This window comes from Priestia sp. FSL P4-0332 (assembly GCF_038005845.1).
Lineage (GTDB): Bacteria > Bacillota > Bacilli > Bacillales > Bacillaceae_H > Priestia.
In genome coordinates this window covers 4,774,869-4,799,155 of sequence record NZ_JBBOUA010000001.1, presented here as the reverse complement: position 1 = coordinate 4,799,155, position 24,287 = coordinate 4,774,869, and the positions used below count along the sequence as shown (strand labels likewise).

28 protein-coding genes and 1 riboswitch are annotated in these 24,287 nt (G+C 38.0%); of the genes, 14 read left to right on the top strand and 14 right to left on the bottom strand.

Annotation, left to right across the window (positions count from 1 at the left end; translation table 11 throughout):
* Positions 1–146: 146 nt before the first annotated feature.
* The 3 genes from MKY06_RS25190 to yugI all read left to right on the top strand — a co-directional run bounded on the left by MKY06_RS25190 (position 147) and on the right by yugI (position 2,416).
* Entirely contained in the window at positions 147–647 is a 501-nt protein-coding gene (locus MKY06_RS25190; protein WP_013059601.1) for an Lrp/AsnC family transcriptional regulator, read from the top strand.
* On the top strand, positions 647–1,807 hold the full coding sequence (locus MKY06_RS25185) for an aminotransferase (RefSeq protein ID WP_340961531.1): 1,161 nt from the start codon (positions 647–649) through the stop codon (positions 1,805–1,807). The genes MKY06_RS25190 and MKY06_RS25185 overlap by 1 nt, the downstream gene beginning before the upstream one ends.
* A gap of 207 nt (positions 1,808–2,014) precedes the next feature.
* A complete protein-coding gene (gene yugI / locus MKY06_RS25180; protein WP_013059599.1) occupies positions 2,015–2,416 on the top strand; it encodes a S1 domain-containing post-transcriptional regulator GSP13 in 402 nt (133 codons plus the stop codon).
* A gap of 36 nt (positions 2,417–2,452) precedes the next feature.
* Here yugI and MKY06_RS25175 read toward each other — a convergent pair whose 3' ends face one another.
* On the bottom strand, positions 2,453–2,683 hold the full coding sequence (locus MKY06_RS25175) for a DUF378 domain-containing protein (RefSeq protein ID WP_013059598.1): 231 nt from the start codon (positions 2,681–2,683) through the stop codon (positions 2,453–2,455).
* A 220-nt stretch (positions 2,684–2,903) separates the two neighbouring features.
* Here MKY06_RS25175 and MKY06_RS25170 point away from each other — a divergent pair, with 220 nt between their 5' ends.
* Positions 2,904–4,067: an iron-containing alcohol dehydrogenase gene (locus MKY06_RS25170; protein WP_013059597.1), complete on the top strand. Its 1,164-nt coding sequence runs from the start codon at positions 2,904–2,906 to the stop codon at positions 4,065–4,067.
* Positions 4,068–4,111: 44 nt separating this feature from the next.
* Here MKY06_RS25170 and mnhG read toward each other — a convergent pair whose 3' ends face one another.
* The 7 genes from mnhG to MKY06_RS25135 are packed head-to-tail and all read right to left on the bottom strand — an operon-like array spanning position 4,112 to position 9,865.
* The gene (gene mnhG, locus MKY06_RS25165; RefSeq protein ID WP_013059596.1) at positions 4,112–4,474 is read right to left on the bottom strand and encodes a monovalent cation/H(+) antiporter subunit G; all 363 of its coding nucleotides are present in this window, start codon (positions 4,472–4,474) and stop codon (positions 4,112–4,114) included.
* Positions 4,458–4,742: a Na(+)/H(+) antiporter subunit F1 gene (locus MKY06_RS25160; protein WP_013059595.1), complete on the bottom strand. Its 285-nt coding sequence runs from the start codon at positions 4,740–4,742 to the stop codon at positions 4,458–4,460. Before MKY06_RS25160 ends, mnhG begins: the two co-directional genes overlap by 17 nt.
* A complete protein-coding gene (locus MKY06_RS25155) occupies positions 4,743–5,219 on the bottom strand; it encodes a Na+/H+ antiporter subunit E (RefSeq protein WP_013059594.1) in 477 nt (158 codons plus the stop codon).
* A gap of 6 nt (positions 5,220–5,225) precedes the next feature.
* Positions 5,226–6,710: a Na+/H+ antiporter subunit D gene (locus MKY06_RS25150; RefSeq protein WP_013059593.1), complete on the bottom strand. Its 1,485-nt coding sequence runs from the start codon at positions 6,708–6,710 to the stop codon at positions 5,226–5,228.
* Positions 6,700–7,041, bottom strand: a complete 342-nt coding sequence (locus tag MKY06_RS25145) for a Na(+)/H(+) antiporter subunit C (RefSeq protein WP_025601272.1) — start codon at positions 7,039–7,041, stop codon at positions 6,700–6,702. The genes MKY06_RS25150 and MKY06_RS25145 overlap by 11 nt, the downstream gene beginning before the upstream one ends.
* Entirely contained in the window at positions 7,041–7,463 is a 423-nt protein-coding gene (locus MKY06_RS25140; protein ID WP_025601274.1) for a Na(+)/H(+) antiporter subunit B, read from the bottom strand. Before MKY06_RS25140 ends, MKY06_RS25145 begins: the two co-directional genes overlap by 1 nt.
* On the bottom strand, positions 7,460–9,865 hold the full coding sequence (locus MKY06_RS25135; RefSeq protein ID WP_025601276.1) for a Na+/H+ antiporter subunit A: 2,406 nt from the start codon (positions 9,863–9,865) through the stop codon (positions 7,460–7,462). Before MKY06_RS25135 ends, MKY06_RS25140 begins: the two co-directional genes overlap by 4 nt.
* A 214-nt stretch (positions 9,866–10,079) precedes the next feature.
* Between MKY06_RS25135 and MKY06_RS25130 the strand changes: the two genes are divergently transcribed.
* The 3 genes from MKY06_RS25130 to MKY06_RS25120 all read left to right on the top strand — a co-directional run bounded on the left by MKY06_RS25130 (position 10,080) and on the right by MKY06_RS25120 (position 12,707).
* The gene (locus MKY06_RS25130) at positions 10,080–10,328 is read left to right on the top strand and encodes a hypothetical protein (RefSeq protein ID WP_223269018.1); all 249 of its coding nucleotides are present in this window, start codon (positions 10,080–10,082) and stop codon (positions 10,326–10,328) included.
* 245 nt (positions 10,329–10,573) lie between these two features.
* Positions 10,574–11,923, top strand: a complete 1,350-nt coding sequence (locus MKY06_RS25125) for a glucose-6-phosphate isomerase (protein ID WP_013059589.1) — start codon at positions 10,574–10,576, stop codon at positions 11,921–11,923.
* 379 nt (positions 11,924–12,302) lie between these two features.
* Positions 12,303–12,707 (top strand): YugN-like family protein, encoded by a 405-nt coding sequence (locus MKY06_RS25120; RefSeq protein WP_016765797.1) that lies wholly within the window; start codon positions 12,303–12,305, stop codon positions 12,705–12,707.
* Between the two features lie 9 nt (positions 12,708–12,716).
* Here the strand turns inward: MKY06_RS25120 and MKY06_RS25115 are convergent, their stop codons facing one another.
* From MKY06_RS25115 to cdaS, 3 genes are all read right to left on the bottom strand, one after another.
* Positions 12,717–13,505 carry a potassium channel family protein gene (locus MKY06_RS25115; RefSeq protein WP_025601282.1) on the bottom strand — a complete coding sequence of 263 codons (789 nt, stop codon included), beginning with the start codon at positions 13,503–13,505 and terminating at the stop codon, positions 12,717–12,719.
* Between the two features lie 67 nt (positions 13,506–13,572).
* Positions 13,573–13,956, bottom strand: coding sequence for a VOC family protein (locus MKY06_RS25110; RefSeq protein WP_013059586.1), 384 nt, complete (start codon positions 13,954–13,956; stop codon positions 13,573–13,575).
* A gap of 97 nt (positions 13,957–14,053) precedes the next feature.
* Positions 14,054–14,680 (bottom strand): sporulation-specific diadenylate cyclase CdaS, encoded by a 627-nt coding sequence (gene cdaS, locus MKY06_RS25105; RefSeq protein ID WP_025601284.1) that lies wholly within the window; start codon positions 14,678–14,680, stop codon positions 14,054–14,056.
* A gap of 313 nt (positions 14,681–14,993) precedes the next feature.
* Positions 14,994–15,096, top strand: a riboswitch (SAM riboswitch).
* Positions 15,097–15,350: 254 nt separating this feature from the next.
* On the opposite strand from cdaS, the gene MKY06_RS25100 reads away from it, so the two are divergent.
* The 7 genes from MKY06_RS25100 (at position 15,351) to MKY06_RS25070 (ending at position 21,220) form a co-directional block, all read left to right on the top strand.
* Positions 15,351–16,064, top strand: a complete 714-nt coding sequence (locus MKY06_RS25100) for a phosphoadenylyl-sulfate reductase (protein ID WP_025601286.1) — start codon at positions 15,351–15,353, stop codon at positions 16,062–16,064.
* Positions 16,065–16,083: 19 nt separating this feature from the next.
* Positions 16,084–17,163 (top strand): inorganic phosphate transporter, encoded by a 1,080-nt coding sequence (locus tag MKY06_RS25095; RefSeq protein ID WP_013059583.1) that lies wholly within the window; start codon positions 16,084–16,086, stop codon positions 17,161–17,163.
* A 52-nt stretch (positions 17,164–17,215) separates the two neighbouring features.
* Positions 17,216–18,367 carry a sulfate adenylyltransferase gene (gene sat / locus MKY06_RS25090; protein ID WP_013059582.1) on the top strand — a complete coding sequence of 384 codons (1,152 nt, stop codon included), beginning with the start codon at positions 17,216–17,218 and terminating at the stop codon, positions 18,365–18,367.
* Between the two features lie 12 nt (positions 18,368–18,379).
* Entirely contained in the window at positions 18,380–18,979 is a 600-nt protein-coding gene (cysC, locus tag MKY06_RS25085) for an adenylyl-sulfate kinase (RefSeq protein ID WP_013059581.1), read from the top strand.
* Positions 18,980–19,070: 91 nt separating this feature from the next.
* A complete protein-coding gene (cobA, locus tag MKY06_RS25080) occupies positions 19,071–19,850 on the top strand; it encodes a uroporphyrinogen-III C-methyltransferase (protein WP_013059580.1) in 780 nt (259 codons plus the stop codon).
* Positions 19,851–19,863: 13 nt separating this feature from the next.
* Positions 19,864–20,631 carry a sirohydrochlorin chelatase gene (locus MKY06_RS25075; protein ID WP_013059579.1) on the top strand — a complete coding sequence of 256 codons (768 nt, stop codon included), beginning with the start codon at positions 19,864–19,866 and terminating at the stop codon, positions 20,629–20,631.
* Entirely contained in the window at positions 20,612–21,220 is a 609-nt protein-coding gene (locus MKY06_RS25070; protein WP_013059578.1) for an NAD(P)-binding protein, read from the top strand. Before MKY06_RS25075 ends, MKY06_RS25070 begins: the two co-directional genes overlap by 20 nt.
* A 26-nt stretch (positions 21,221–21,246) precedes the next feature.
* Here MKY06_RS25070 and MKY06_RS25065 read toward each other — a convergent pair whose 3' ends face one another.
* From MKY06_RS25065 to MKY06_RS25055, 3 genes are all read right to left on the bottom strand, one after another.
* Positions 21,247–21,924, bottom strand: a complete 678-nt coding sequence (locus MKY06_RS25065) for an MgtC/SapB family protein (protein ID WP_013059577.1) — start codon at positions 21,922–21,924, stop codon at positions 21,247–21,249.
* 119 nt (positions 21,925–22,043) lie between these two features.
* The gene (locus tag MKY06_RS25060; RefSeq protein WP_025601290.1) at positions 22,044–23,630 is read right to left on the bottom strand and encodes an AMP-binding protein; all 1,587 of its coding nucleotides are present in this window, start codon (positions 23,628–23,630) and stop codon (positions 22,044–22,046) included.
* Positions 23,631–23,866: 236 nt separating this feature from the next.
* On the bottom strand, positions 23,867–24,061 hold the full coding sequence (locus MKY06_RS25055; RefSeq protein ID WP_013059575.1) for a hypothetical protein: 195 nt from the start codon (positions 24,059–24,061) through the stop codon (positions 23,867–23,869).
* Between the last annotated feature and the right edge of the window lie 226 nt (positions 24,062–24,287).

Sequence of the window (24,287 nt, the reverse complement as noted above, 5' to 3'; positions counted from 1 at the left end):
CATCTTTTTCTTTCTAGTCTGTCCTAATTTCCAGCAATCTATAAAATGAAACTCAATTACCGGTATAGATTTCACATTAAAGATGTGTTTAAATTTGATATAATGGAAAAAGTGAAAAAATTTAATCGTTGTAGGAGGGGAACACGGTGTTCTTAGAAGAAAAAGAGTTAGAAATTTTAGAAATTCTAGAAAAAAATAGCCGTATTTCAATAGATAGTATTTCAAAAATGGTGGATTTAACATTTGAAGAAACCTCTAATATTGTTAAAAAGCTAGAGAGAGAAAAAGTAATTGTGCAATATTCAGCTGATATTAACTGGAGACGAGTAGATGGACATGAGGGCGTCACGGCTATGATAGATGTAAAAGTTGCACCAAAGCGAGGAGTAGGCTTTGACGAGATTGCGGAGCGCATCTATCGTTTTCAAGAAGTGAAATCCGTGTACCTAATGTCAGGAGCATATGATTTGTCTGTTATTATTGAAGAAAAATCAATGTCTGAAGTAGCGTTTTTTGTTTCTGAAAAGCTTTCTACGCTAGACTCTGTTTTATCTACAACGACTCACTTTATCATGAAAAAATACAAGCACGATGGTACCATCTATGACCAAGGCGATGAAGATCGCAGAATCGTGGTGTCTCCGTAATGAAAGAGCGCTTGTCAACAACTGTACAACAGCTGAAACCTTCAGGTATTCGCCGCTTTTTTGATTTAGCAGCAAGTATGGATAACGTCATCTCTCTTGGAGTAGGTGAACCTGATTTTGTCACATCTTGGGCTGTTCGAGAAGCGAGTATTTTATCGTTGGAAAGAGGATATACCTCTTATACAGCAAATGCGGGGCTTTTAGAGCTCCGCTTTGAAATTATGAAGTATATGAAAAGAAATTTTAACGTCTCGTATGATTATAAAGATGATATTATTGTGACCGTTGGAGGAAGTCAGGCTCTAGATATTACAATGCGAGCTTTGATTAACCCTGAAGATGAAATTATTGTCGTGGAGCCAAATTTTGTGTCTTACAGTCCGTTAATTTCGCTAGCAGGAGGAGTTCCTGTGGCAATTGAAACAACGGCAGAAACAGAGTTTAAACTGCAGCCTAGACAGATTGAAGAAGTCATTACAAGGAACACGAAAGCCCTTCTTTTATGCTCTCCTAATAATCCAACAGGAAGCTCACTCTCTAAAGAAGAGCTGCAGGCTATTGCGGATATTGTCATAAAGCATGACTTGCTTGTTATCACGGATGAAATCTATGCAGAATTAACATATGATGAAGAATTTACATCTATTGCTTCTTTAGAAGGAATGAAAGAACGAACTATTATTATTTCTGGCTTTTCTAAAGGGTTTGCTATGACTGGATGGCGTCTTGGATACATATGTGCACCAACTGAGATTGCTAAAGCAATGCTGAAAATTCATCAGTATACAATGATGTGTGCGCCTACCATGGCACAATATGGAGCAATTGAAGCACTACAAAATGGGCAGCATGACGTAGAAGAGATGAGAAAAAGCTATCGCAGAAGACGGAACTATATGGTGAAGTCATTAAATCAAATTGGTCTGGAATGCCATTCTCCCGGAGGAGCGTTTTATGTGTTCCCGTCTATCAAGAAAACTGGATTGTCATCGGAAGAATTCGCTGAGCAGCTTTTGCTTGAAGAGCGAGTAGCCGTGGTGCCAGGCAATGTATTTGGAAAAGGCGGAGAGGGACATATTCGCTGTTCATACGCTTCTTCAATGGAATCATTAGAAGAATCCATAAAACGGATTAGCCGTTTTGTTGAAAATAAGTTATAATAAAAATAAGATATTATGTCATATCGTATAGACGGTTTGATATAATATCTTTTTTGCTATGATGAAATGTAGTGTTAGTTTATATTTGTGACGAAATTGGTAAATAATAAATATAGTATAACTACTTTTTGATTCAATCTATGAACTGTGCTATAATTTTAAATTGGCTATAATGGTGAAAATAATAAGGTATCTAGGAGTGTTTATATGTCAAAATTTGAAATCGGTACTGTTACAAAAGGTAAAGTAACAGGAATTCAACCATACGGTGCATTCGTTGCATTAAATGAAGAAACTCAAGGATTAGTTCATATCTCAGAAGTGAAACATGGCTTCGTTAAAGATATTAACGAACATTTATCAGTAGGAGACGAAGTAAACGTTAAAGTTTTATCTGTTGATGAGTCAACTGGTAAAATTGGTTTATCTATTCGTGCTACTGAGCCAGCTCCAGAAAAAACTGAAGCTTCTGCACCTAAAAAACCTGCTAAAAAGCGTCAAGGTCAAGCAACAGTTCACACTGAATCTACTCAAGGATTCAACACATTAAAAGAAAAATTAGAAGAGTGGATTGAGCAATCAAACCGCGAAGATCTAATTAAGAAATAAGAAAAAAAGAAGGATAGCTTAGCTATCCTTCTTTTTTTAATGTTCCGTTCTAGGTTCTGTACGCTCTACTTCAGCAGAAGGTTTAAATAATAGACCTAGGTTAATCAGTCCTGCGATTCCAACCAATCCATAAATAATGCGGGAGAAAGCAGATGTTTGACCGCCGAAGATTGCTGCTACTAAATCAAATTGAAAAAAGCCAATAAGTCCCCAGTTAATTGCTCCAATAATCGTTAATACGAGCGCAATACGTTGAATACCACTCATGATGAACCCTCCTTGTTTTGTAGTTCACTTATTAGCCTGCTTTTTTTTGAGGGAAATATGCATATTTACTTTTGGAAGATACAGACAAATGAACGTTGATTTGGATGGGCTGAGCGTCTAGTCAACAGGGAATAATCTTTAGGAAGTCAATTTTCTTTACAATCAAAAAGTTGTTCTTCATAATGATGCATGTAATCAAGCTCGTAAGGAGGAGTTTATAGTGAACAATTTTACATTTTATAATCCTACAAAATTAATTTTTGGTAAAGGTCAATTAGAGCAATTAAAAACAGAAGCAGGGCGCTTTGGTAAAAAGATATTATTAGTATACGGCGGAGGAAGCGTAAAACGCAGCGGTTTATACGATCAAGTAATGGATGTACTGAATGACATGAATGCAGAAGTACATGAGTTAGCGGGAGTAGAGCCGAATCCTCGTCTGACAACTGTTCGCAAAGGAATCGATATTTGTAAAGAAAACGGTATTGAATTTTTACTTGCAGTTGGTGGAGGAAGCGTAATCGATTGTACAAAAGCAATCGCAGCAGGCGCAAAATATGATGGAGACGTATGGGACATCATTAACCGCGACGTATTCGCAGCTGAAGCTCTTCCATTTGGAACAGTACTGACATTAGCAGCAACAGGTTCAGAAATGAATGCTGGTTCTGTTATTACAAATTGGGAAACACAAGAAAAATACGGCTGGGGCAGTCCGGCAACATTCCCTCAATTCTCTATTTTAGATCCCGTTAATACATTTACTGTACCAAAAAATCAAACAGTTTATGGCATGGTCGACATGATGAGCCACGTATTTGAACAATATTTCCATGCTGCAACAAATACGCCGCTTCAAGATCGCATGTGTGAAGGAGTACTGCAAACGGTTATTGAAACGGGACCAAAATTATTAAACGACTTAGAGAACTACGAGTTACGTGAAACGATTTTATACAATGGGACAATCGCATTAAACGGTATGTTACAAATGGGACACCAAGGCGATTGGGCTACTCACAATATTGAGCATGCGGTATCAGCTGTATATGACATTCCACATGCAGGTGGATTGGCAATTTTATTCCCGAACTGGATGAAACACGTAATGGATGAGAACGTAGATCGCTTCAAGCAAGTAGCTGTACGCGTATTTAACGTAGATACGGAAGGCAAGACGGATAAAGAAGTAGCACTTGAAGGTGTTGATAAGCTTCGTGAATTCTGGTCAAGCCTAGGTGCACCAACTCGCTTAGCTGATTATGATATTGGTGAAGACAAATTAGATCTTATGGCTGATCGTGCAATGGCTAAAGGTGAATTTGGTAAATTTAAAAAATTAAACAGAGAAGATGTACTAGCAATCCTACGCGCTTCTTTATAAGATTCTCGATAAAAAACGCCGTGCAAACCGCACGGCGTTTTTTTCTATTCATCATGGGTAAGCTTTTTCTGCTGTTTGGTTTTCAAATCATCCCGAACGGTTTTATCAGAAAGAGGAACTCCGCTGTAATAAGCCGCTCTTCCTAGTAAATGCCCAGCAATAGGAGAGGTGATAAACACAAAGACAATCGCTAAAATTAACCGTGCACTAATATGGCCGGTGTCAATCCAAAAGTAGAGTAAGCAGCCCACTAATATAAACAGGACGCCTAAGGTAGCACTTTTGGAGGCAGCGTGACTTCTTGTATACGTATCAGGCAAGCGAATAAGCCCAATCATGGTCACAACTGTCAGAAGAGACCCTATTAGTACCAAAGCTCCTACAATGATTTCACTGATCACGTTCATATTCAATCACTTCTCCTTTCTCTAAAAACTTAGAAAAAGCAACGGTACCTACAAAGGCTATGATGCCTAGCAGTAAAATGACTTCGAAAAAAGCCTGCGTTCGAAAAATAATCGAGATGATGGCCGTGATGGCAATGATGTTAATTCCAATAGCATCAAGGGCCATTGCTCGATCAGCAGTTGACGGACCTTTTACCACTCGATAAACAAATCCAATAGTTGAAGCAGAAATGAGAATGAGCGAAACGTTTAAAAAAATATCGAGCATTTAACGACTCACCTCCATAATGGCTTTTTCGAATGTTTGCTGAATATCTGTAATAATGTCATCAATATCGTCTGTATTGATTGCATGAATATAGATAGTAGAATTATCATCTGACACATCCATCACCAGTGTGCCTGGCGTTAGCGTAATTAAAAGAGAAAGAATGGTAATTTCCCATTCACTCTCCAGACGGGTTGGCATTGCAAAGATGGCTGGCTGAATATTTAATTTAGGGCGCAATACGTCCTTAGTCACTGCAATATTGGCTTTGAATAATTCTCGTATGAAAATAAACAGCAGTTTAATGATCGCATACACTTTATGCAAGTAAAAACGCCTGTGAAAAAAACGGCGGAAAACAAACAGCAATACCGCTCCCCAGAAAAAACCTATAATAAAGGAAGGGAGTGTCCAAATCCCTCTCAAAAACATCCATGTGAATGCAATGATTACGTTTAATAATAGTTGAAATGACATGCAGATCTACTCCTTTAACACCGATTGGATATAAATTGAAGGATCCATAAGCGTTTGAGCGGCTGTTGACACATAAGGAATAACAGCTTCTGCACCTAGTCCTAAAAAGACAGAAACAGCAAGTAAGATAGCGGATGGGTATAGAATACCTTTAAGGGATACTTTTCCATGCTCAGAAGAAAGCTTAGGTTCACCCCAGAAGCAGCTCATGAAAATCTTAATGGCAGAATATAAAACAAGCAGGCTTGAAACTAGTAAAACTCCTACAAACGTGTAGCTCTCTGATTCTAAGCCGCCCTGAACTAAAAGGAATTTGCCAATAAAGCCGCTTAGGGGAGGAATTCCTGCCAACGAAATAGTAGCGATAAAAAACATCCAGCCAAGCAGCGGATAGTCTTTAATTAACCCACCCATTTTCTTTAATTTTGTTGTTCCAGTTATTCGAATGATGCTTCCAGCAAGAAGGAATAGAGCTGCTTTAATAATCATGTCGTGAATTAAATAATAAATAGCTCCTTCAAAACCTGCGTTTGTTGTCAAGGTCACTCCGTAGACTATGACTCCGACAGCAATAATAATGTTATAAATTAAGATTTTATTTACATCAGAATAAGCAATGGCGCCTACTGCACCAACAACGATAGTCAAAAGCGCAACGTAGCCGATAATTTGATGAGTAAATTCAGGATGATGGTAAAACAGTAAAGTGAAAGTCCTGAAAATCGAATAAACGCCTACTTTTGTGAGCAAAGCACCAAACAACCCGATAATAACGGGTGGAGGCGCACTATATGAACCTGGAAGCCAGAAATACATTGGAAATAAAGCTGCTTTTAAGGCAAAGACGATAAATAAAAGCATGCCAATGGTTGTTAAAATTCCCGGCTGGTTCGCCTCAGCAATTCGCTGTGAAAGGTCCGCCATGTTGAGAGTTCCTGTTACGGCATATAAATAAGCAACGGCAATGACAAACAAAGCGGATGAAATGACGTTGACTAAAATATACTTAAGTGACTCTCGAAGCTGTGCTTTTGTACCGCCAATTACAATAAGAGCGTACGAAGACATAAGCATGACTTCAAAAAAGACAAATAAGTTAAAGATATCACCTGTTAAGAAGGCTCCGAATACGCCTACTAATAAAAATTGCACAAATGAATAAAAGTAAAAACGTTCACGCTTTTCCCCAATTGTATGAAAAGCAAAAAGAACGCAGCATAGTGTTACCACACTAGCAGTAAGTACGAGAAGGGACGCGAACATGTCCGCTACTAGAATAATTCCAAAAGGAGGTTTCCAGTTCCCAAGCTCGTGAGTTAAAACACCTTTTGATTGAACCAGTTGTACTAAATAGGAAGCAAAAGCAGTGGTGGTGATTAATGATAAAACACTGATTATCCTTTGAAGTTTAATATTGTCTTTGAAAAAAATGAGCACAACACCTACAACAAACGGGATAAGCAGTGGGATGATTACAAAATTACTCGTCATGTTCATTTCCCCTTAACTTGTCCATATCGTCTGTTCCGAGTTCTTGATAAGCCCTGTAAGCTAGTACAAGGAAAAAAGAAGTGACGCCAAAGCTTATGACAATGGCAGTTAAAATTAGGGCTTGAGGTAAAGGATCTGTATAAGCAGAAGCCTTTTCTCCCAGAAGGGGAACACTCCCCCCTTTTAATCCGCCCATCGTTAAAATCAACAGGTGAACGCCGTGGCTTAATAAACCTGTTCCAATAATAATTCGCAGTAAACTGCGGGATAACATGAGATATACAGCGGCAGTGAATAGAATCCCTGCCACTATGGACATTAATATTTCCACTATTCACTCTCTCCAATCGTTTGAATAATGGTCATCGTAACACCAACTACTACTAGATATACACCTAAATCAAACAGTACAACGGTAGCTAAAGATGTTTTCCCGAGAAGGGGAAGGTTAAAGTAGTTATATGTATGAGTTAGAAATGGAACTTTGAAAATAAATGACCCAAGCCCCGTTAAAATAGCTAGCAGCAGTCCGGAAGCCGCGACCTTCTTATAATCAAATGGGATGACTTTGGATACGGTTTTTATATCGAAAGCCAGCAGTAGTAATACAAGGGCTGCTGAGGTAGTAAGTCCCCCAACAAACCCTCCCCCCGGTGTATAATGACCTGCAAAGAAAAGATGAATGGCAAAAATGATAATAATAAACGTGACTACTTTCGTTGTGGTTTGTAGTATCAAATCATTTTTTTTCACTCTTCTTCCTCCTTTGTTAACCGAAGACGAATCATGCCATAGATAGCAAGAGCTGCTATACAAAGTACGGTAATTTCAAATAATGTATCAAATCCGCGGAAGTCAACAAGAATTACGTTCACCATGTTTTCGCCGCCTGCTTTTTCATAGCTGTTTTCAATAAAGTAATGTGAAATCGATTCAAATAGTTTCGTACTGTTTGCTGATATGCCAAGCAGTGTAACAGTCGTTCCTACAAGAAGAGCAACCAGTAAGTTTGGCAGCTGAAACTTCACCCTTACTTTTCGCTTCCGAAACTCCGGCAAGTAGTAGAAACATAGTAAAAACAGGGATACCGATACAGTTTCAATCACTAATTGAGTCAAAGCTAAGTCAGGAGCTCGGAATAATACGAAAAATAAAGAGAGCGTATACCCGACAACTCCGAGCGAAATAATGGCTGTGAGGCGTGATTTTGCCAATAAAGTTGTAATAGTAGCCGCAACCATTACGACTGCTAATATGGCTTCATAAACGCCTATAGAAGCAGTATCTTTTAAATCAATCGCAAAGGCATTCTGAGAAAAGAGCGTCACGAGAAGTAAAATGCCTATGAAAGTAAAAATGATTAAAAGATAGTCTCTAATAAATCCTGTCATTAATGTTTTCATGATACGTGTTGACCCTTTTTCTATCCCTTTAATTCCATAATTATAGCCGTTATTAAGCGTTAAAGAAGAAGGGAATCGTGTATAAATTTTTGACCACTTTTGAATCGTCATAAATAACAAAATACCAAATATGATGACCCCTAGCGTCATAAATAATTCTGGGGTAAAGCCATGCCAAAATTTAATATGCACTTGATATTCTTTACCTTCAGCTAGCAGGCTAGGTGCGATAGAGGCCATTGTTGGCTCAATAAGGGTTGATTCTAATAAATTAGGAGCAAAGCCAAAAATAACAACCAGTGATGCTAAAATAACAGGTGAAATAAGCATCCCTACTGGTGCTTCATGCGGCTTCTTTTCTAGTTTTTCGGGCTGGTATTTGCCTGTAAAGGTTTTAAAGACAAGAATCATACTATAGACGAAAGTGAAAATACTTCCTAACCAAGCGATGATAGGCAGCAAAATTCCCCACGTCTGCATACTATACATATCCATTTTTGTCACGTTTACCATGCCTGTAAAAAACATCTCTTTACTTAAGAATCCATTAAAAGGAGGAAGACCCGCCATTGAAAATCCCCCGATGATAGCAATGGTAAATGTCACAGGCATGAAGCTCATTAACCCGCCTAACTTTCTAATGTCACGCGTGCCTGTTTCATGATCGACAATGCCTACTACCATAAACAAGCTGCCTTTGAAGGTAGCGTGGTTAATCAAATGGAAAACCGCTGCAGTAAGAGCTACTAAGTAGATATTATCGTCTAAAAAATTATAGTGAATAGCTGCGCTACCTACTCCTATAAGTGACATAATCATCCCGAGCTGACTAATGGTTGAAAAAGCTAAAATCCCTTTCAAGTCTTGTTGCTTTACTGCTGAAAACGAGCCCCAAAACAGTGTAATTAGTCCTATAATTGAAATAGTAAAAAACCAAGTGGCGCTTATAGAGAAAACAGGGCTGAGTCTTGCTAAAAGATAAATTCCTGCTTTTACCATTGTGGCTGAATGAAGGTATGCACTCACTGGGGTTGGAGCTTCCATTGCATCTGGCAGCCAAATATGAAAAGGAAACTGAGCAGATTTTGTAAAGGCCCCTAATAAAATGAGGACTAGAGCTGGAATGAATAGATGACTTGATGTGACTACATCTACGTTTGAGATAATTTCGCGTATGCTGAAAGTACCTGTCATAACGTATAAAAGCACAATTCCTGCTAAAAGGGAAAGTCCTCCGAATACGGTAATGAGCATAGATTTTAAGGCTCCGTATTGAGATTTCTCTCGTTTGTACCAATAACCAATCAATAAAAAAGATGAAAGGCTTGTTAATTCCCAAAAGCTGTAAAGGCTCATTAGGTTGTCTGATAATACAACTCCTAGCATCGACCCCATAAAAAGAAGCAAATAGACATAAAACGAATGCAGTGCTTCTTTTGTCTTAGAAAGATAATAAATGGAGTAAAGAATAACAAGTGTCCCAATTCCGGTGATTAATAGAGAAAACAGAAGACCAAGTCCATCCACATAGGCATCAAAGTTAATGCCCAGACTAGGTATCCATTTCATTGAATGTAGATATGTTTCCCCCTTAGAAACACCACTGATATATTGTGTGAAATAAATGAACAACACAAGTGGAAGAGGTAAAACGAACCACCCTGTATGAATACGCTGGAATTTCCTATACAGAAGGGGGACAAAAAAGGCTAATAAAAAAGGCGATAAAATCACCAAGTGCAACCACGACAAAAGACAAACCTCCTTGTGATATTCAATTCTGTAACCGATTATATAATAATTTAATTATGCATGCATCCATGCTATTTCTTAGTATCAGCGGATTTTTCAAACCTTATTAAATAAATAGAAACTCGTCACAAAATCCATAAAAAAAACATAAAAAAATTTTTTTGGACGTATAAAAATCACTCGAAATTGTCACTCTAAGAGTGAGGTGATGGAAATGTATAGGAAACAAATAGCCATCAGTTTTCTCATTTTTATCGCATTATGTATGGGCGGATTTGTGCTGAATAATCACTTGGAAATGAAAGAAGAAAACAGGATGCTACTCACTTCTAAAAACCAAGCTGAAAATTCCATATCAATAGACTTTTCCCTTTTAAAAGCCTCTTATAAACCGAGACAATATGTGAAGATAGGTGAAATGAACTATATTGCACCACCCGATAAGCAAATAAAAAACGATTGAAGACCACTCTGTAGTCGTTTTTTATTTGCTTATTATTTGCGTAATCGTGCATGAATTACGTCCTGTAATCAAAGAACATTAGTTGACTTCACAACTGAATTTATCGTTAAATAAAAGGGTACATACAATGATTGCAGTTTCAACAAACTATAATGATTGTGTCAAATTGTAAGTGGATTCACTTGAATTCACCTAACAGTTTCGATAAAGTGAAAAATAAAGATATTTTAATGGAGGAACAGACTATGACACATGTTCGTTTTGATTATTCAAACGCGTTATCATTTTTTGGTGAACATGAACTTACATACTTACGTGATGCCGTGAAAGTAGCTCACCATTCAATTCATGAGAAAACAGGTGCTGGAAACGACTTTTTAGGATGGGTCGACCTTCCTACGGAGTATGACAAAGAAGAATTTGCACGCATTCAAAAAAGTGCAGAAAAAATTAAATCTGATTCAGATGTATTAATTGTTATCGGTATTGGAGGATCTTACTTAGGTGCTCGTGCTGCTATTGAAATGCTTCAGCATTCATTCTATAACACATTATCAAAAGAACAGCGTAAAACTCCGCAAGTTATTTTTGCTGGTAACAACATCAGCTCAACATACATGAAAGACTTAATGGATGTTTTACAAGATAAAGATTTCTCTATTAATGTTATTTCAAAATCTGGTACAACAACAGAACCGGCGATTGCTTTCCGTATCTTCCGTAAATTATTAGAAGAGAAATATGGCAAAGAAGAAGCACGCAAGCGCATTTATGCAACAACAGATAAAGCGCGTGGCGCATTAAAAACATTAGCGGATGAAGAGGGCTATGAAACATTTGTTATTCCAGATGATGTAGGCGGCCGTTATTCAGTATTAACAGCAGTTGGTTTATTACCAATCGCCGCTGCGGGTCTTGATATCGAACAAATGATGAAAGGGGCAGCTGATGCTCAAGAAGCATTCTCATCATCAGAGCTAGAAGAGAACCCAGCTTATCAATATGCTGTAGCTCGTAATGTTCTTTATAATAAAGGAAAAACAATTGAAATGCTGATTAACTATGAGCCAGCTCTTCAATACTTTGCTGAATGGTGGAAACAGTTATTTGGCGAAAGTGAAGGAAAAGATCAAAAAGGTATTTACCCTTCATCTGCTAACTTCTCAACGGATCTTCATTCTTTAGGTCAATATGTACAAGAAGGTCGTCGTGATATTTTTGAAACAATTGTACAAGTTCAAGATTCTCGTCATGAGCTAACAATTGAAGAAGATGCAGCGGACTTAGATGGATTAAATTACTTAGCTGGTGAAACAGTTGACTTTGTAAATAAAAAAGCCTTCCAAGGTACAATGCTTGCTCACACAGATGGAGGCGTTCCAAACTTAGTTGTGAACATCCCTGCGCTAGATGAGTATACGTTCGGATATGTTGTATATTTCTTCGAAAAAGCATGTGCAATCAGCGGCTATTTATTAGGCGTAAACCCATTCGATCAGCCGGGAGTAGAAGCATACAAAGTAAATATGTTTGCTCTTCTTGGAAAACCTGGTTTTGAAGAGAAAAAAGCAGAATTAGAAAAGCGTTTGAAGTAAGTAAAAAGAGGGCGGTACAAAAGTATTTTAGCCCAAGTGGAAAACGAACCATTGATCAACATGTTTGATTAGTGGTTCGTTTTTTTTGTTATGGTGAATATAGTTTCATCTGTTTAGGTCCTTCTAGCAGTTGATTGGAGGGCAAGGCGAAGACTCCTGCGGGGAAAAGCGCAAGCGACGAGGAGGCTCAGCGCCTGCCCGCGAAAAGCGAAGCCTTGCACGGACATCACGGTGTCACAAGCGATTTATACGAGCTACTTTATCCAGTTTGTTCGTCTTTAGGTTGGATTCATTTAGTTATGTCTCAACCTTTTTTTTGCTTTTGAGATAAAGGATAAAACGCTGGAAAGAGGACATGTTAAAACAGAGGAGGGATAACATGATTGAATTATCTTCAAGATTAGAGGGCACATTATTCAAGCTTTACGAATTAGAAAAAACGCTTAAGCCGCTTGGGTATAACATTGGAGGGAATTGGGATTATGACCATGGTTCATTCGACTATAAGATGAATGATGAAGTCGGCTATCAGTTTTTACGTATCCCGTTTACAGCTACGAATGGAGAACTGGATTCTAAAGGAACAACCGTACAGATTGGCACGCCATTTTTACTTTCACATAAATATCAAATTGGTCTAGATGACGATGTTCACAATGGAAATGTGAGTGCTTCATTTAATCAGTTTGCAGAACCCCAAGACGCAGACGCTTCATTTCCAGAAAAGTATATCAGCTTAGGAGAAGAGCTAATTAGAGAGGCAGAAGATGCGCTGCTTCAGTAATTGAAGGAACTATTCTTTTTTTAAACTCTCTGATTTTTTCACAAAAATATGTTCGTACATGACTTGACTAATCAACTCGTTTGTTTTAATCATTTCATTCACCCCCAAGTTTTGTGCATTTTGAATATGCTTTTTTGTTAACAGTTCAACGATGCTGTAAATAGAAGGGTTCAATCCTTGCAGCGCGACTAACGTAACAATAGTATTCATGTCTGCATATTCTTCTGTCTTATGCTGATCGGCAGTAATCAGCACTTTTTTTGCGTACCGAGCGTTGGCAAGTTCTAATACTTCATAATGAGAGGGACTTCCTTTAATAAAATGAACGCGATCACAAATCATGGGATTTTTAGTCAGAGAGTCGTCGATAAGAACAATGTCTTCTTTATGAAATGCGTCGCGATAAGACTCTAACACGAGTTTGGCGCGCTCATTCCACCCAACAACGATGAAGTGATCTTTTCCATAAAATTTTAAATTTCCTTCCAAATAAGCGCTCTCAGCGGAAACAGCAATTTTAGAAAGCGTAACAAAATAAGTGGTAATAAATCCCGTTCCGATCAGGACTAAAATAATTGCAGCTATCCTTCCAATCGTAGTGGTCGGAGCAAAATCACCGTACCCTATAGTAGAGATTGTAATAATAACCCACCAAATTCCTTCAAACACATTCCCAAACGTTTGCGGCTCTAGGAAATGTATAAGCATGCCGAAAAGCAGAACAAGGCAGCCGATAATAAAAAGAAGCCGCACTAAAATAGAACGACGAAAAAGTCGAAATAATAGCCATTCCATCATAAAAAAACCTCCAGTGATTAGTCATAGCCACAGTATGACCATTTTTCACTGAAGGTATAAGATATCTTTATCTTTTTACTTCGTAATATTCAATCCATTCTTTGTCTGGACCGTAGAAAAATAAGTATCTTGCTCCATTTGGCAAAGTTACAATGTTTTCTTCCACAAATGAAACGCCTGCTGATTTTAAACGCTCAAACTCCTCTTCAATTCCGTCTACTGCCAGCGCAAAATGATGAACTTTACCTTCGTTAGGTAAGCTTGAGTTATACCCTTGAATTAACTCTACAATTACATTGCCTTCTAAACCTAGAAAAGCTAGCTTCAAAGACGGATCGGTATGTGGTAGTTTTTCGATGAGCTCTAATCCCACTTTTTGCGTATAGAACTCAATAGATTCTTCTATATCCTTTACTTGAACGCCTACATGTTCAAATTTTAAAATTGTCATATGCATCACCCGTATCTATAGTATGTAAAAACTATGAAATATATTAAAGAGAAAGGATATAGAAGTCAATATAGGGCTGCTTATCAGGAAAGGGCTCTTAAATCATATTTTTGCTGGAGTGAATAGGGTAGAGGCTTCCATCAAGTGCAAACGAAATTTTGCCTGTTTCTTCAGAGACAACTAAAATTAATGCATCCGATTTTTCCGACATTCCAATGGCTGCACGGTGACGTGTTCCCATTTTTTTGGTCGTTGAAATAATAGACGAGAGAGGTAAAACATTAGCAGCTGAGATAAGCTGATTATTTCTAATTAGGACGGCTCCGTCATGTAAGGGTGTCCCTGGATAGAACAGCGTCTCAACTAGCGTAGCGCTGACAGGAGCTTGAATAGGCATTCCTTTTTGAATAAGAGGGTCTACATTTTGTTCCCGTTCAATGACAATTAGAGCGCCGTGACGTTTCTCAGAAAGGTTATGAATAGCTAAGGACAGAGCAGCATATTCAAATGTATAAGGCGATAAGTAATGACGCAAGTAATAAGAGGCAGCCGTAGCTTGAACATCTTGAAATAACTTTCGCATCTCCTCAAAATCACATAGTATACAATGATCACTCGTGTCTAAATGTTTAATTAAATTAGAGGCTTCAGTTGAAATCTGCTGTAAATATGTTCGCACATTATTTTTAATTGTATCGTCTAATTGAAAAGGTTGTCTCTCCATTTTATATAGCTCCTATCTGTCAGTCAGTGTTATCTGTAATGTGTGCTAATGTGGGTGAATTATCCGTAAAGCTTATAAATCCCTTATTAATTTTATAGAAAGGTTTTATGTTTTATTTAGCAAGAGAATATAAAAAGTTGGAGAAAAAAGAAAGCGTTTTATAAACTGATATGTTCACATTTGGTTTAAATTTACATATGTTGTTTTAAATAAAAGTATAGATATTTCTGTGAATTTAAAGTATAGTTTTCTTATCGGATATATGATTTTTAATGTTGACAAATATTCTAAATATGCTAAAATTTTTAAAAAATGCTTATCAAGAGTGGTGGAGGGATCTGGCCCGCTGAACCCCGGCAACCTGCTTAGCAAGGTGCTAATTCCAGCAAAGTGTGTATCATTTTGAAAGATAAGGTGAAAATTTATTGCCTACCCAGTCTTTCAATATGGAAGACTTTTTATTTTGATATAGCGCAAGCGATAATTTGAGGAGGGACACCAATGACTGTAATCCCCGACTTAAAACAAATCTTTGGGCATGTCGAAGCAAAGTAAGAATTAAATAGTTTCGCTGACTAGACACACTAGAGGCGGTTTTATCCAATTCTAGTGGGTAAAACCGTCTTTTTTTATTGGATAACGCGGATAACTAAGAATTGGAGTGAAGAAAATGGCAGACTTATATACGTACGAAAACTGGAGTGATACGTTTCCAGAGTTCGACAGTGAAGATGAAACAAAAGGAGCCCTTTCAGCATTGCAGTGGGCGTATGATACCTACGGAGATTCAATTATCTATGCATCAAGCTTTGGGATCGAAGGGATCGTGTTAATTGATTTAATTTCAAAAGTGAAAAAAGATGCTGAAATTGTCTTTTTAGATACAGGCGTTCATTTTAAAGAAACATATGAAGTGATTGATGCAATTAAAGAACGCTTCCCTGATTTACGTATTCATATGAAAAAACCGGATTTAACTCTTGCAGAACAAGCTGAAAAACATGGAGATGAGCTTTGGAAGAGTCAGCCTAACTTATGCTGTCAAATTCGAAAAATCATTCCATTAAGAGAATCTCTTGCTCCTTATGATGCGTGGATTTCTGGTTTGAGACGCGAGCAGTCTGAGTCTCGTGCCAGCACGAATTACTTTAATAAGGATGAGAAATTCAAGAAGGTGAAAGTTTGTCCGTTAATTCATTGGTCTTGGAAGGAAATTTGGCGCTATGTGTATAAGCATGATTTGCCATATAACAAACTTCATGATCAAGGCTACCCAAGTATCGGCTGTGAACCCTGTACCGCACCTGCCTACAATGTAGACGATTTACGTTCAGGAAGATGGGCAGGTACACAAAAAGTTGAATGCGGATTACACGAATCTTAAATACGAAAGAGCTGAATAAATGATGCTTTTATATGTTGCCTTTATCATTGCGCTTTTTTTTGCAATGAATATTGGGGCAAGCGGTGCAGCAGCAGCTATGGGCGTTTCATACGGCTCCGGTGCGATTAAAAAGCGAAGAGTAGCCCTGTTCATCTGTGCTGTAGGTATTGTGCTCGGAGCCATTATCGGAGGCGGTGAGGTGGTAAAAACCATCAGTTCAGGTATCATACCTGAAAAATTGCTGTCAGTAGAATTAGTTATTATCATTCTGGCTGCTGCAACGCTGTCACTCTTTTTCGCGAATTTAATTGGTATTCCTCTATCAACAAGTGAAGTAACGGTTGGTTCAGTTGTTGGAGTAGGCGTAGCTTATCAATCTCTGTATGTGGAAAAACTTTTAGTTGTCATGTCTTTTTGGATTATTGTTCCGCTAGTTTCATTTGTCATTGCTTTTTTGATTGGAAAAGTGATAAAACGCAGAGCGCATAAAAAAGAAGCAGAGGGAAAGTGGAAAAGAGTTTTAACGATTTTAGTTATAGCGACGGGATTCTTTGAAGCCTTCTCAGCTGGAATGAATAACGTGGCAAATGCTGTCGGTCCTCTAGTAGGAGCTGGATTAATGGATGCCACAACGGGTGTCATAGCAGGAGGATTGGCAGTGGCGCTCGGAGCTCTTTTACTAGGAGGCCGGGTTATTGAAACAAACGGGAAAAAAATTACTCGCTATTCTGTAGGAGAAGGGTGCATTATCTCGGGTACTGGTGCTTCTCTTGTCACAGTCGCTTCACTGTTTGGTTTGCCAGTACCGCTTACACAGGTCACTACGTCTTCTATTATTGGAATAGGAGCAGCGAAAACGGGATTCACGAAAGAACAGCGCGAAGTGGTCATTCAAATGTTAAAGGTTTGGGTGGTATCCCCTGTATTTTCACTCGTAATCTCATATGTTCTTGTGAAATTAGTACTTGAAAGCGACTTATATTCATTTGTGGTGCTAGCTAGCGGATGTATTGCCACAGCAGGTGTTTTAAGCTTAGCTAGAGCGACTAGAAGAAAAAGAGCAAGCTTGCAGTCGGAAAAAGAAAAAATGACTGCGTGATTCAAGTGCTTTTTATTATATTGTGTTAATTATTTAAGGAGGATTTTACAAAATGACAACAATTCAAGCACACGGTGGAGAATTAATTAATTTATATCAACCAACATATGACTACACGTCATTAACAAAAGAAATCGAAGTAGATAACATGGCCCTAAGTGATTTAGAACTAATTGGAATTGGTGCTTACAGCCCAATTACAGGATTTTTAGGAGAAAAAGATTATCAATCAGTTGTTGAAAATATGCGTTTAGCAGATGGAACAGTATGGAGTATTCCTATCACTCTTCCTGTAACAGAAGAGCAAGCTAAAGAATTAAACATTGGTGACAAAGTAAAACTTGTTCAAAACGGCGTAACGTATGGTGTTTTAGAAGTTTCTGAAGTATATACGCCAAATAAAGAAAAAGAAGCGGAGAACGTGTACCGCACGGCAGAACTTGCTCATCCTGGCGTGAAAAAAATGATGGAGCGCCCAAATGTATATGTAGCAGGTCCAATCGTACTTGTAGAACGTACACCTAAAACGCGTTTTGAAAAGTATTACCTAGATCCTACTGAAACAAGAGCAGCATTTGAAGAACGCGGTTGGAAAACAGTTGTTGGATTCCAAACTCGTAACCCTGTTCACCGTGCGCACGAATATATTCAAAAAACGGCATTAGAAATTGTAGACGGCCTGTTTTTAAATCCACTTGTAGGAGAAACAAAGTCAGATGATATCCCAGCAGATATCCGTATGGAAAGTTATGAAGTACTTTTAGAGAACTATTATCCTAGCGATCGTGTAGCTTTAGCAGTTTTCCCTGCTGCGATGCGCTATGCTGGACCTAGAGAAGCTATTTTCCATGCAATGGTTCGAAAAAACTTTGGATGCACACATTTCATTGTAGGCCGTGACCACGCTGGTGTTGGTGACTACTATGGAACATATGACGCACAAAAAATCTTCAGTAACTTTACAGCAGATGAATTAGGAATTACACCTTTATTCTTTGAACACAGCTTCTATTGCAAGAAGTGTGAAGCGATGGCATCAACGAAAACATGCCCTCACAGCAAAGAAGATCATATGATTCTATCTGGAACAAAGGTACGTGAAATGCTTCGTAACGGAGAAGTGCCACCAAGCACATTCAGCCGTAAAGAAGTAATTGAAGTGTTAATTAAAGGATTAGCAAAACAAAAAGTATCTTCAAAATAAGGAGCGGTTGAAGTGAACAAATCAACAAACATTACGTGGCATGATGCTGGAATTACAAAAGAGGAAAGACGCGAGCAAAATAATCATCACAGTTTTGTATTATGGTTTACAGGTCTTTCGGGTTCAGGTAAATCTACCGTAGCAAACGCAGTGGCAAAAGCGCTTTTTGATAAAAATATTCGCAACTATGTATTAGATGGTGACAATGTTCGTTTCGGCTTAAATAAGAATCTAGGGTTTTCTGCTGAAGATCGTACAGAAAATATTCGCCGTATCGGTGAGGTTTCTAAACTGTTTGTAGACAGCGGTCAAGTGGTACTCACAGCATTTATCTCTCCATTCCAAGAGGACCGCGCTCAAGTGCGTGAGATCTTAGAGGGGAATGAATTTTTGGAAGTATACGTGGAGTGTCCGTTAGAAGAATGTGAAAAAAGAGATCCAAAAGGCCTTTACAAAAAAGCAAGAAGCGGAGAAATTCGTGATTTTACAGGAATTGATTCTCCGTATGAGTCACCGGCTAACCCTGAATTAACAATTAATACAAGCACACAGTCTGTAGAAGAATGTGTACAAACTGTTATTGAATATTTAGCTAACCGAAAATTTATCTAAATGACAGCGGACTTTGTCCGCTGTTCTAATTCAAATTAAAATGTGGGAGCGCTGCGGAGACGTGGAAATGATGGAAGGGTGAAAGGCATTCATGGGGAAAGTATATCTAGTCGGTGCAGGACCGGGAGATCCAGATTTAATTACATTAAAAGGGTTGAAAGCAATTCAGCAAGCAGATGTTATCTTATATGATCGTTTAGTGAATAAGGACCTGCTGGAGTATGCTAAAAGTGATGCAGATATCATTTACTGCGGAAAGCTTCCGAACTATCATACCCTCAAGCAAGAAACAATTAACAACTTTTTAGTGAAATTCGCTAAAAAAGGAAAAATTGTAACGCGCTTAAAAGGCGGAGATCCATTTGTTTTCGGACGCGGAGGGGAAGAAGCAGAAGCTCTCGTGCAGCAGGGCATTTCATTTGAAATTGTTCCAGGAATTACATCAGGCATCGCAGCCGCTGCTTATGCAGGAATCCCTGTCACTCACCGGGAATACAGCGCAAGCTTTGCTTTTGTAGCAGGTCATCGTAAAGATAGCGAGCATGATGCAATCAAATGGGATAGCCTAGCCAAAGGTGTAGATACTCTTGCAATTTATATGGGGGTGCGGAACTTACCGTACATTTGCCAACAGTTAATGAAACACGGAAAAACTTCAGCTACGCCAATTGCATTGATTCACTGGGGAACATGTGCGGACCAGCGCACTGTAACTGGAACTCTTGGTACAATTGTTGATATTGTTAAAGAAGAACAAATTGAAAATCCAAGTATGATTATCGTTGGTGAAGTTGTGAATTTTCATGACCGATTAAATTGGTTTGAGAAGACTGGACAGCATTACTATTCGTTTGCACAAGAAGCTTACTAAAGAGGTTGATTATATGGATGCAGTTTTATATGTTTGCCATGGCAGCCGCGTAAAAGAAGGCGCTGATCAGGCAGTTGCTTTTATTGAAAGATGTAAAAAAAATCTAGATGTACCGATTCAAGAAGTTTGTTTCCTAGAACTAGCTTCCCCCACTATTGAACAAGGATTTGAAGCATGTATTGAACAAGGTGCTACTCGTATTGCAATTGTGCCTCTTCTGTTATTAACAGCTGCGCATGCAAAGCATGATATACCCGAAGAAATACACAAAGTATATGAACGTTATCCCCAGGTAGAAGTGCTGTACGGAGAACCGTTCGGCGTAGACGAACGAATTGTTGATATCTTGGTAGAGAGAATCAAGGAAACCAATGTGGATAAGCATGAAGATTCGATGGTATTGTTGGTCGGCAGAGGAAGCAGTGATCCTGCTGTAAAAAAAGATTTTAACGAAATAGCTCAACTGCTAAAAGGGAAAGGTGCTTTTAAAGAAGTGAGCACATGCTATTTAGCTGCAGCTTCTCCTAATTTAAAAGAAGGCCTGCACCTTGCTAAACGAACTTCGTATAAGCAAGTATTCGTTCTTCCGTACCTTTTGTTTACCGGTATTTTAATGAACGAAATTAAGGAAGAATTGGAGCAGCTATCAACAGATGCCCAGCAGTTTATCTTAGCCAACTACCTAGGTTATCATGATGGACTTGCACACATTTTAAGTCACCAAGTAAAAACGTTATTATCGAGCAAAGGAAATCAATACGATGTATACCGTTATGCTTGATTTAAAGGGGCGTTCGGTCTTAGTAGTTGGGGGGGGGACAATCGCAACTCGTAGAATTAAAGGTTTTTTACAAGAAGGAGCAGCCATTACAGTGGTTGCTCCAACTGTTTCAGCCGAAATAAATGAGTGGGAAGCTAAAGATCAGCTGCGTGTAAAAAGAAAAAAAGTAGGAGAAGAAGACTTACTTAATGTCTTTTTAATTGTTGTGGCTACAAATGATCAAGCTGTGAATAAGTTTGTTAAGCAGCATATTAAAAATGATCAGTTGGTTAATATGGCCAGCAGTTTTTCCGATGGAAATATTCAGATTCCTGCACAGTTTTCTAGAGGGAGATTATCGCTAGCAATATCCACAGATGGCGCTAGTCCTTTGTTGACAAAACGAATCAAAGAAGACTTATCCTCAAATTATGATGAGAGTTACACACAGTATACACAGTTTTTGTATGAATGCAGAGTTCTTATCCACAGATTGAATGTGTCAAAGAGCCGTAAACATGAGTTATTAACAGAAATTATCAATGATCAATACCGGCTGTCTCTAGTAAAACAGCGGGAATTTTTACAGCAGATTGAAAAATATAAATAAAAAACGGCCAATTGGCCGTTTTTTATTTATACATTTTCAACTTCAATGCTTCGAATACCGCTGATTTTTTGAATTTCGTAATACACTTCTGTAGTAGGGCGCTGGTTATTAACTGACACTTTCATTCGTATATACAATTCATTGGTGTCTAAATCTTTGATTCGAATATTTTTAATTGTAATATTCTTTTCTCTAATGCTATTAGTTGTATCAAAGATATTGTGCTTATCCGCCAGCTTGAGTTGAAGAATAAGCTCTTTCTCGCGCAGTTGCCTAGGCCCCAAAATAGTAATAAGGAAGGGAAGAAGTTCAACGCTGATGATGAGCAGTACAACTCCGGTAATAGCTTCAGGATAAAACCCTGCACCTACAGCAATGCCTATACCTGCTGCTCCCCAGATAATAGCCGCTGTTGTAAGCCCTGAGATGCTGTCATTTTCTTTTCGTAAAATGACACCGGCCCCTAAAAAACCAATTCCAGAAACAATTTGAGCGGCCAGACGAAGCGGGTCCATTGTGATGTGATCACCTTTATTAAAGATTTGAGAAGACTCAATCGAAACAATCGTGAGTAAACAGCTAATAATGGAAATTACGAGAGATGTTTTTAAACCAACAGGCTTTCGTTTTAGTTCCCTTTCAATTCCAATAATAAGACCAAGTACAGCGGAAATACCTAATTTGAGCAACATTTCATTTTCCATTATTTTCACCTATTTCAATAAACATTGTTGTTTATATCTGTATGAAAGAAGAAAAACAGATATGTATCAGTATAGTAAACTTTTCTTCATAATGACAGGTGGAATTCAAAAAAATCTGATTATTTATAAAGCGCTACGATCTTTTCTTTTAATTTATATTTTTGAATCTTGCCGGATGCCGTCATGGGAAAGTCGTCTATAAAATAAATATGTTCCGGAATTTTGAAATGAGCAAGCTTACCTTTGCAAAAGTCTTTGATTTCTTGAGCGGTAAGAAAAGAATGTTGCTTGAGTTTAATGCATGCAGCAACTCGTTCTCCATACTTTGGATCAGGAATACCGACAATTTGCACATCTTCTACCTCGGGTATTCTATATAAAAACTCTTCAATTTCTCTTGGGTAAATATTTTCTCCGCCTCTAATAATCATATCTTTTAGACGTCCTGTAATTTTTACATAGCCATCTTTATCGATGGTAGCTAAATCTCCTGTATGTAGCCAACCTTCTACAATTGTTTTTTCTGTTTCTTCCGGCATTTTGTAATATCCTTTCATTGTTAAATATCCCTTTGCACAAAGTTCTCCTTGTTCTCCGAAAGAAGCTGGTTTACCTGTAACTGGATTAATAATTTGAATCTGTACATGATTATGAACTTTGCCAACCGTTTGTACTCGCCGCTCGATAGAATCAGTTGGGGTTGTTTGGGTGATTACAGGAGATGTTTCGGTTTGACCATAGGCGATCGTAATTTCATTGATGCCCATGTCATGTATGACTCGTTTCATTACTTCTGCTGGACAATTAGAACCAGCCATGATTCCTGTGCGAAGAGTAGATAAATCATATTGATGAAAGTCAAACGTATTTAATTCCGCAATAAACATAGTTGGTACACCGTGAAGAGCTGTACATTTTTCGTTCTCTACGGTGCGTAAAACAGAGGCAGGTTGAAATTCAATAATCGGTAGCATAGTAGCACCTACAGATACGCATGCTAGAACACCCAGCACACATCCGAAGCAATGAAAGAAAGGAACTGGGATGCATAAGCGGTCTTCGTTAGTCAGTTTCATAGACTGAGCAACTAAAAAGCCGTTATTTACTATATTATGGTGACTGAGCATAACTCCTTTTGGAAAACCTGTTGTTCCGGAAGTATATTGCATATTGATAACATCATGGATATGTAGGGATTGTTCATGCTTATCGAGAACCTCATCCGATACCATTAAGCTACTCATTAAAAACTCGTTCCAAGATGTATGTTCGCTTGATCCACTTAAGTTTATAAGATGTTTTAGTTTGGAAAGATTATGTTCAATACTGGTGATAATAGACGTATAAGAAGTGCTTTTAAATTCATCAATGAAAAATAGCGCTGTTGTATCAGAATGACTCAATACATACTCTAATTCAGAGGATTGATAACTTGTATTAAGGGTAACCAAAACAGCGCCTATTCTAGCTGCTGCGAATTGAAGAAGTAACCATTCCGGCACATTGGTAGCCCAGATAGCGATATGGTCGCCTTTTTTGAGACCGGTGGCTAGAAGTGCCTTTGCAACTCGAGAGGTTTCTTGATAAAATTCCGCGTACGTATAGCGAATATTTTGTTCAGAGTAGATAACCGCTTCTTGATGCCCAAACTTTTTTGTACTTTCTTTTAAAAGTTCTCCAACCGTTAATTCAAGCAATGGTTTCATTTGGTTTCCTCCTTGAATAATGTTAAAGTATATATGAAAGCGTTTTCTAAAAGTAGTTTATCAAATTTAAAGGAAGTGTTCCAAAAAATCATTCGACAAATTCCTTCACTTTACACTGCATATAGGAAAGGGAAGGAACTAGATTTATCACATTGATTTCAACAAGTAAGTATACGGAATGCGAATATTGTAATAAAATAAAGAAATGTCTCCCTGTTATAAGAAGACAACGCATGTTAATAAAGAATGGTATAAAAATATGAAGTAAACAAACAAAAAATCATGCTGAATGTTGAAAGTGAAATAAATGAAAGGCCGTTGACTTTGCCTTCTTTATTAGACATTTGAATTGATTCCCAATAAGCAAGTGAAATTAAGAGAATAGACATACAAAAGGACAAATAGAGTGCAGCTGCAATTAAGGTATCCAAGTGAACGCCTCCTTGGCGGATAAGGATTTAATAGACATTATGCTAGTATGGCTCTAGATATGCTAGTATCTATTAATTGGCTAACGTTTCGTTTGCAAGAAAATAGTTTTTAAAAATATATCGAAAAACTATTGCACAATAAAAGAAGGCGTGGTATATTATTAAATGTCGCTAAGATGAACTGCTAAAGCAAACATCGAAGTGATAAACAAATAAAAAAACTTGT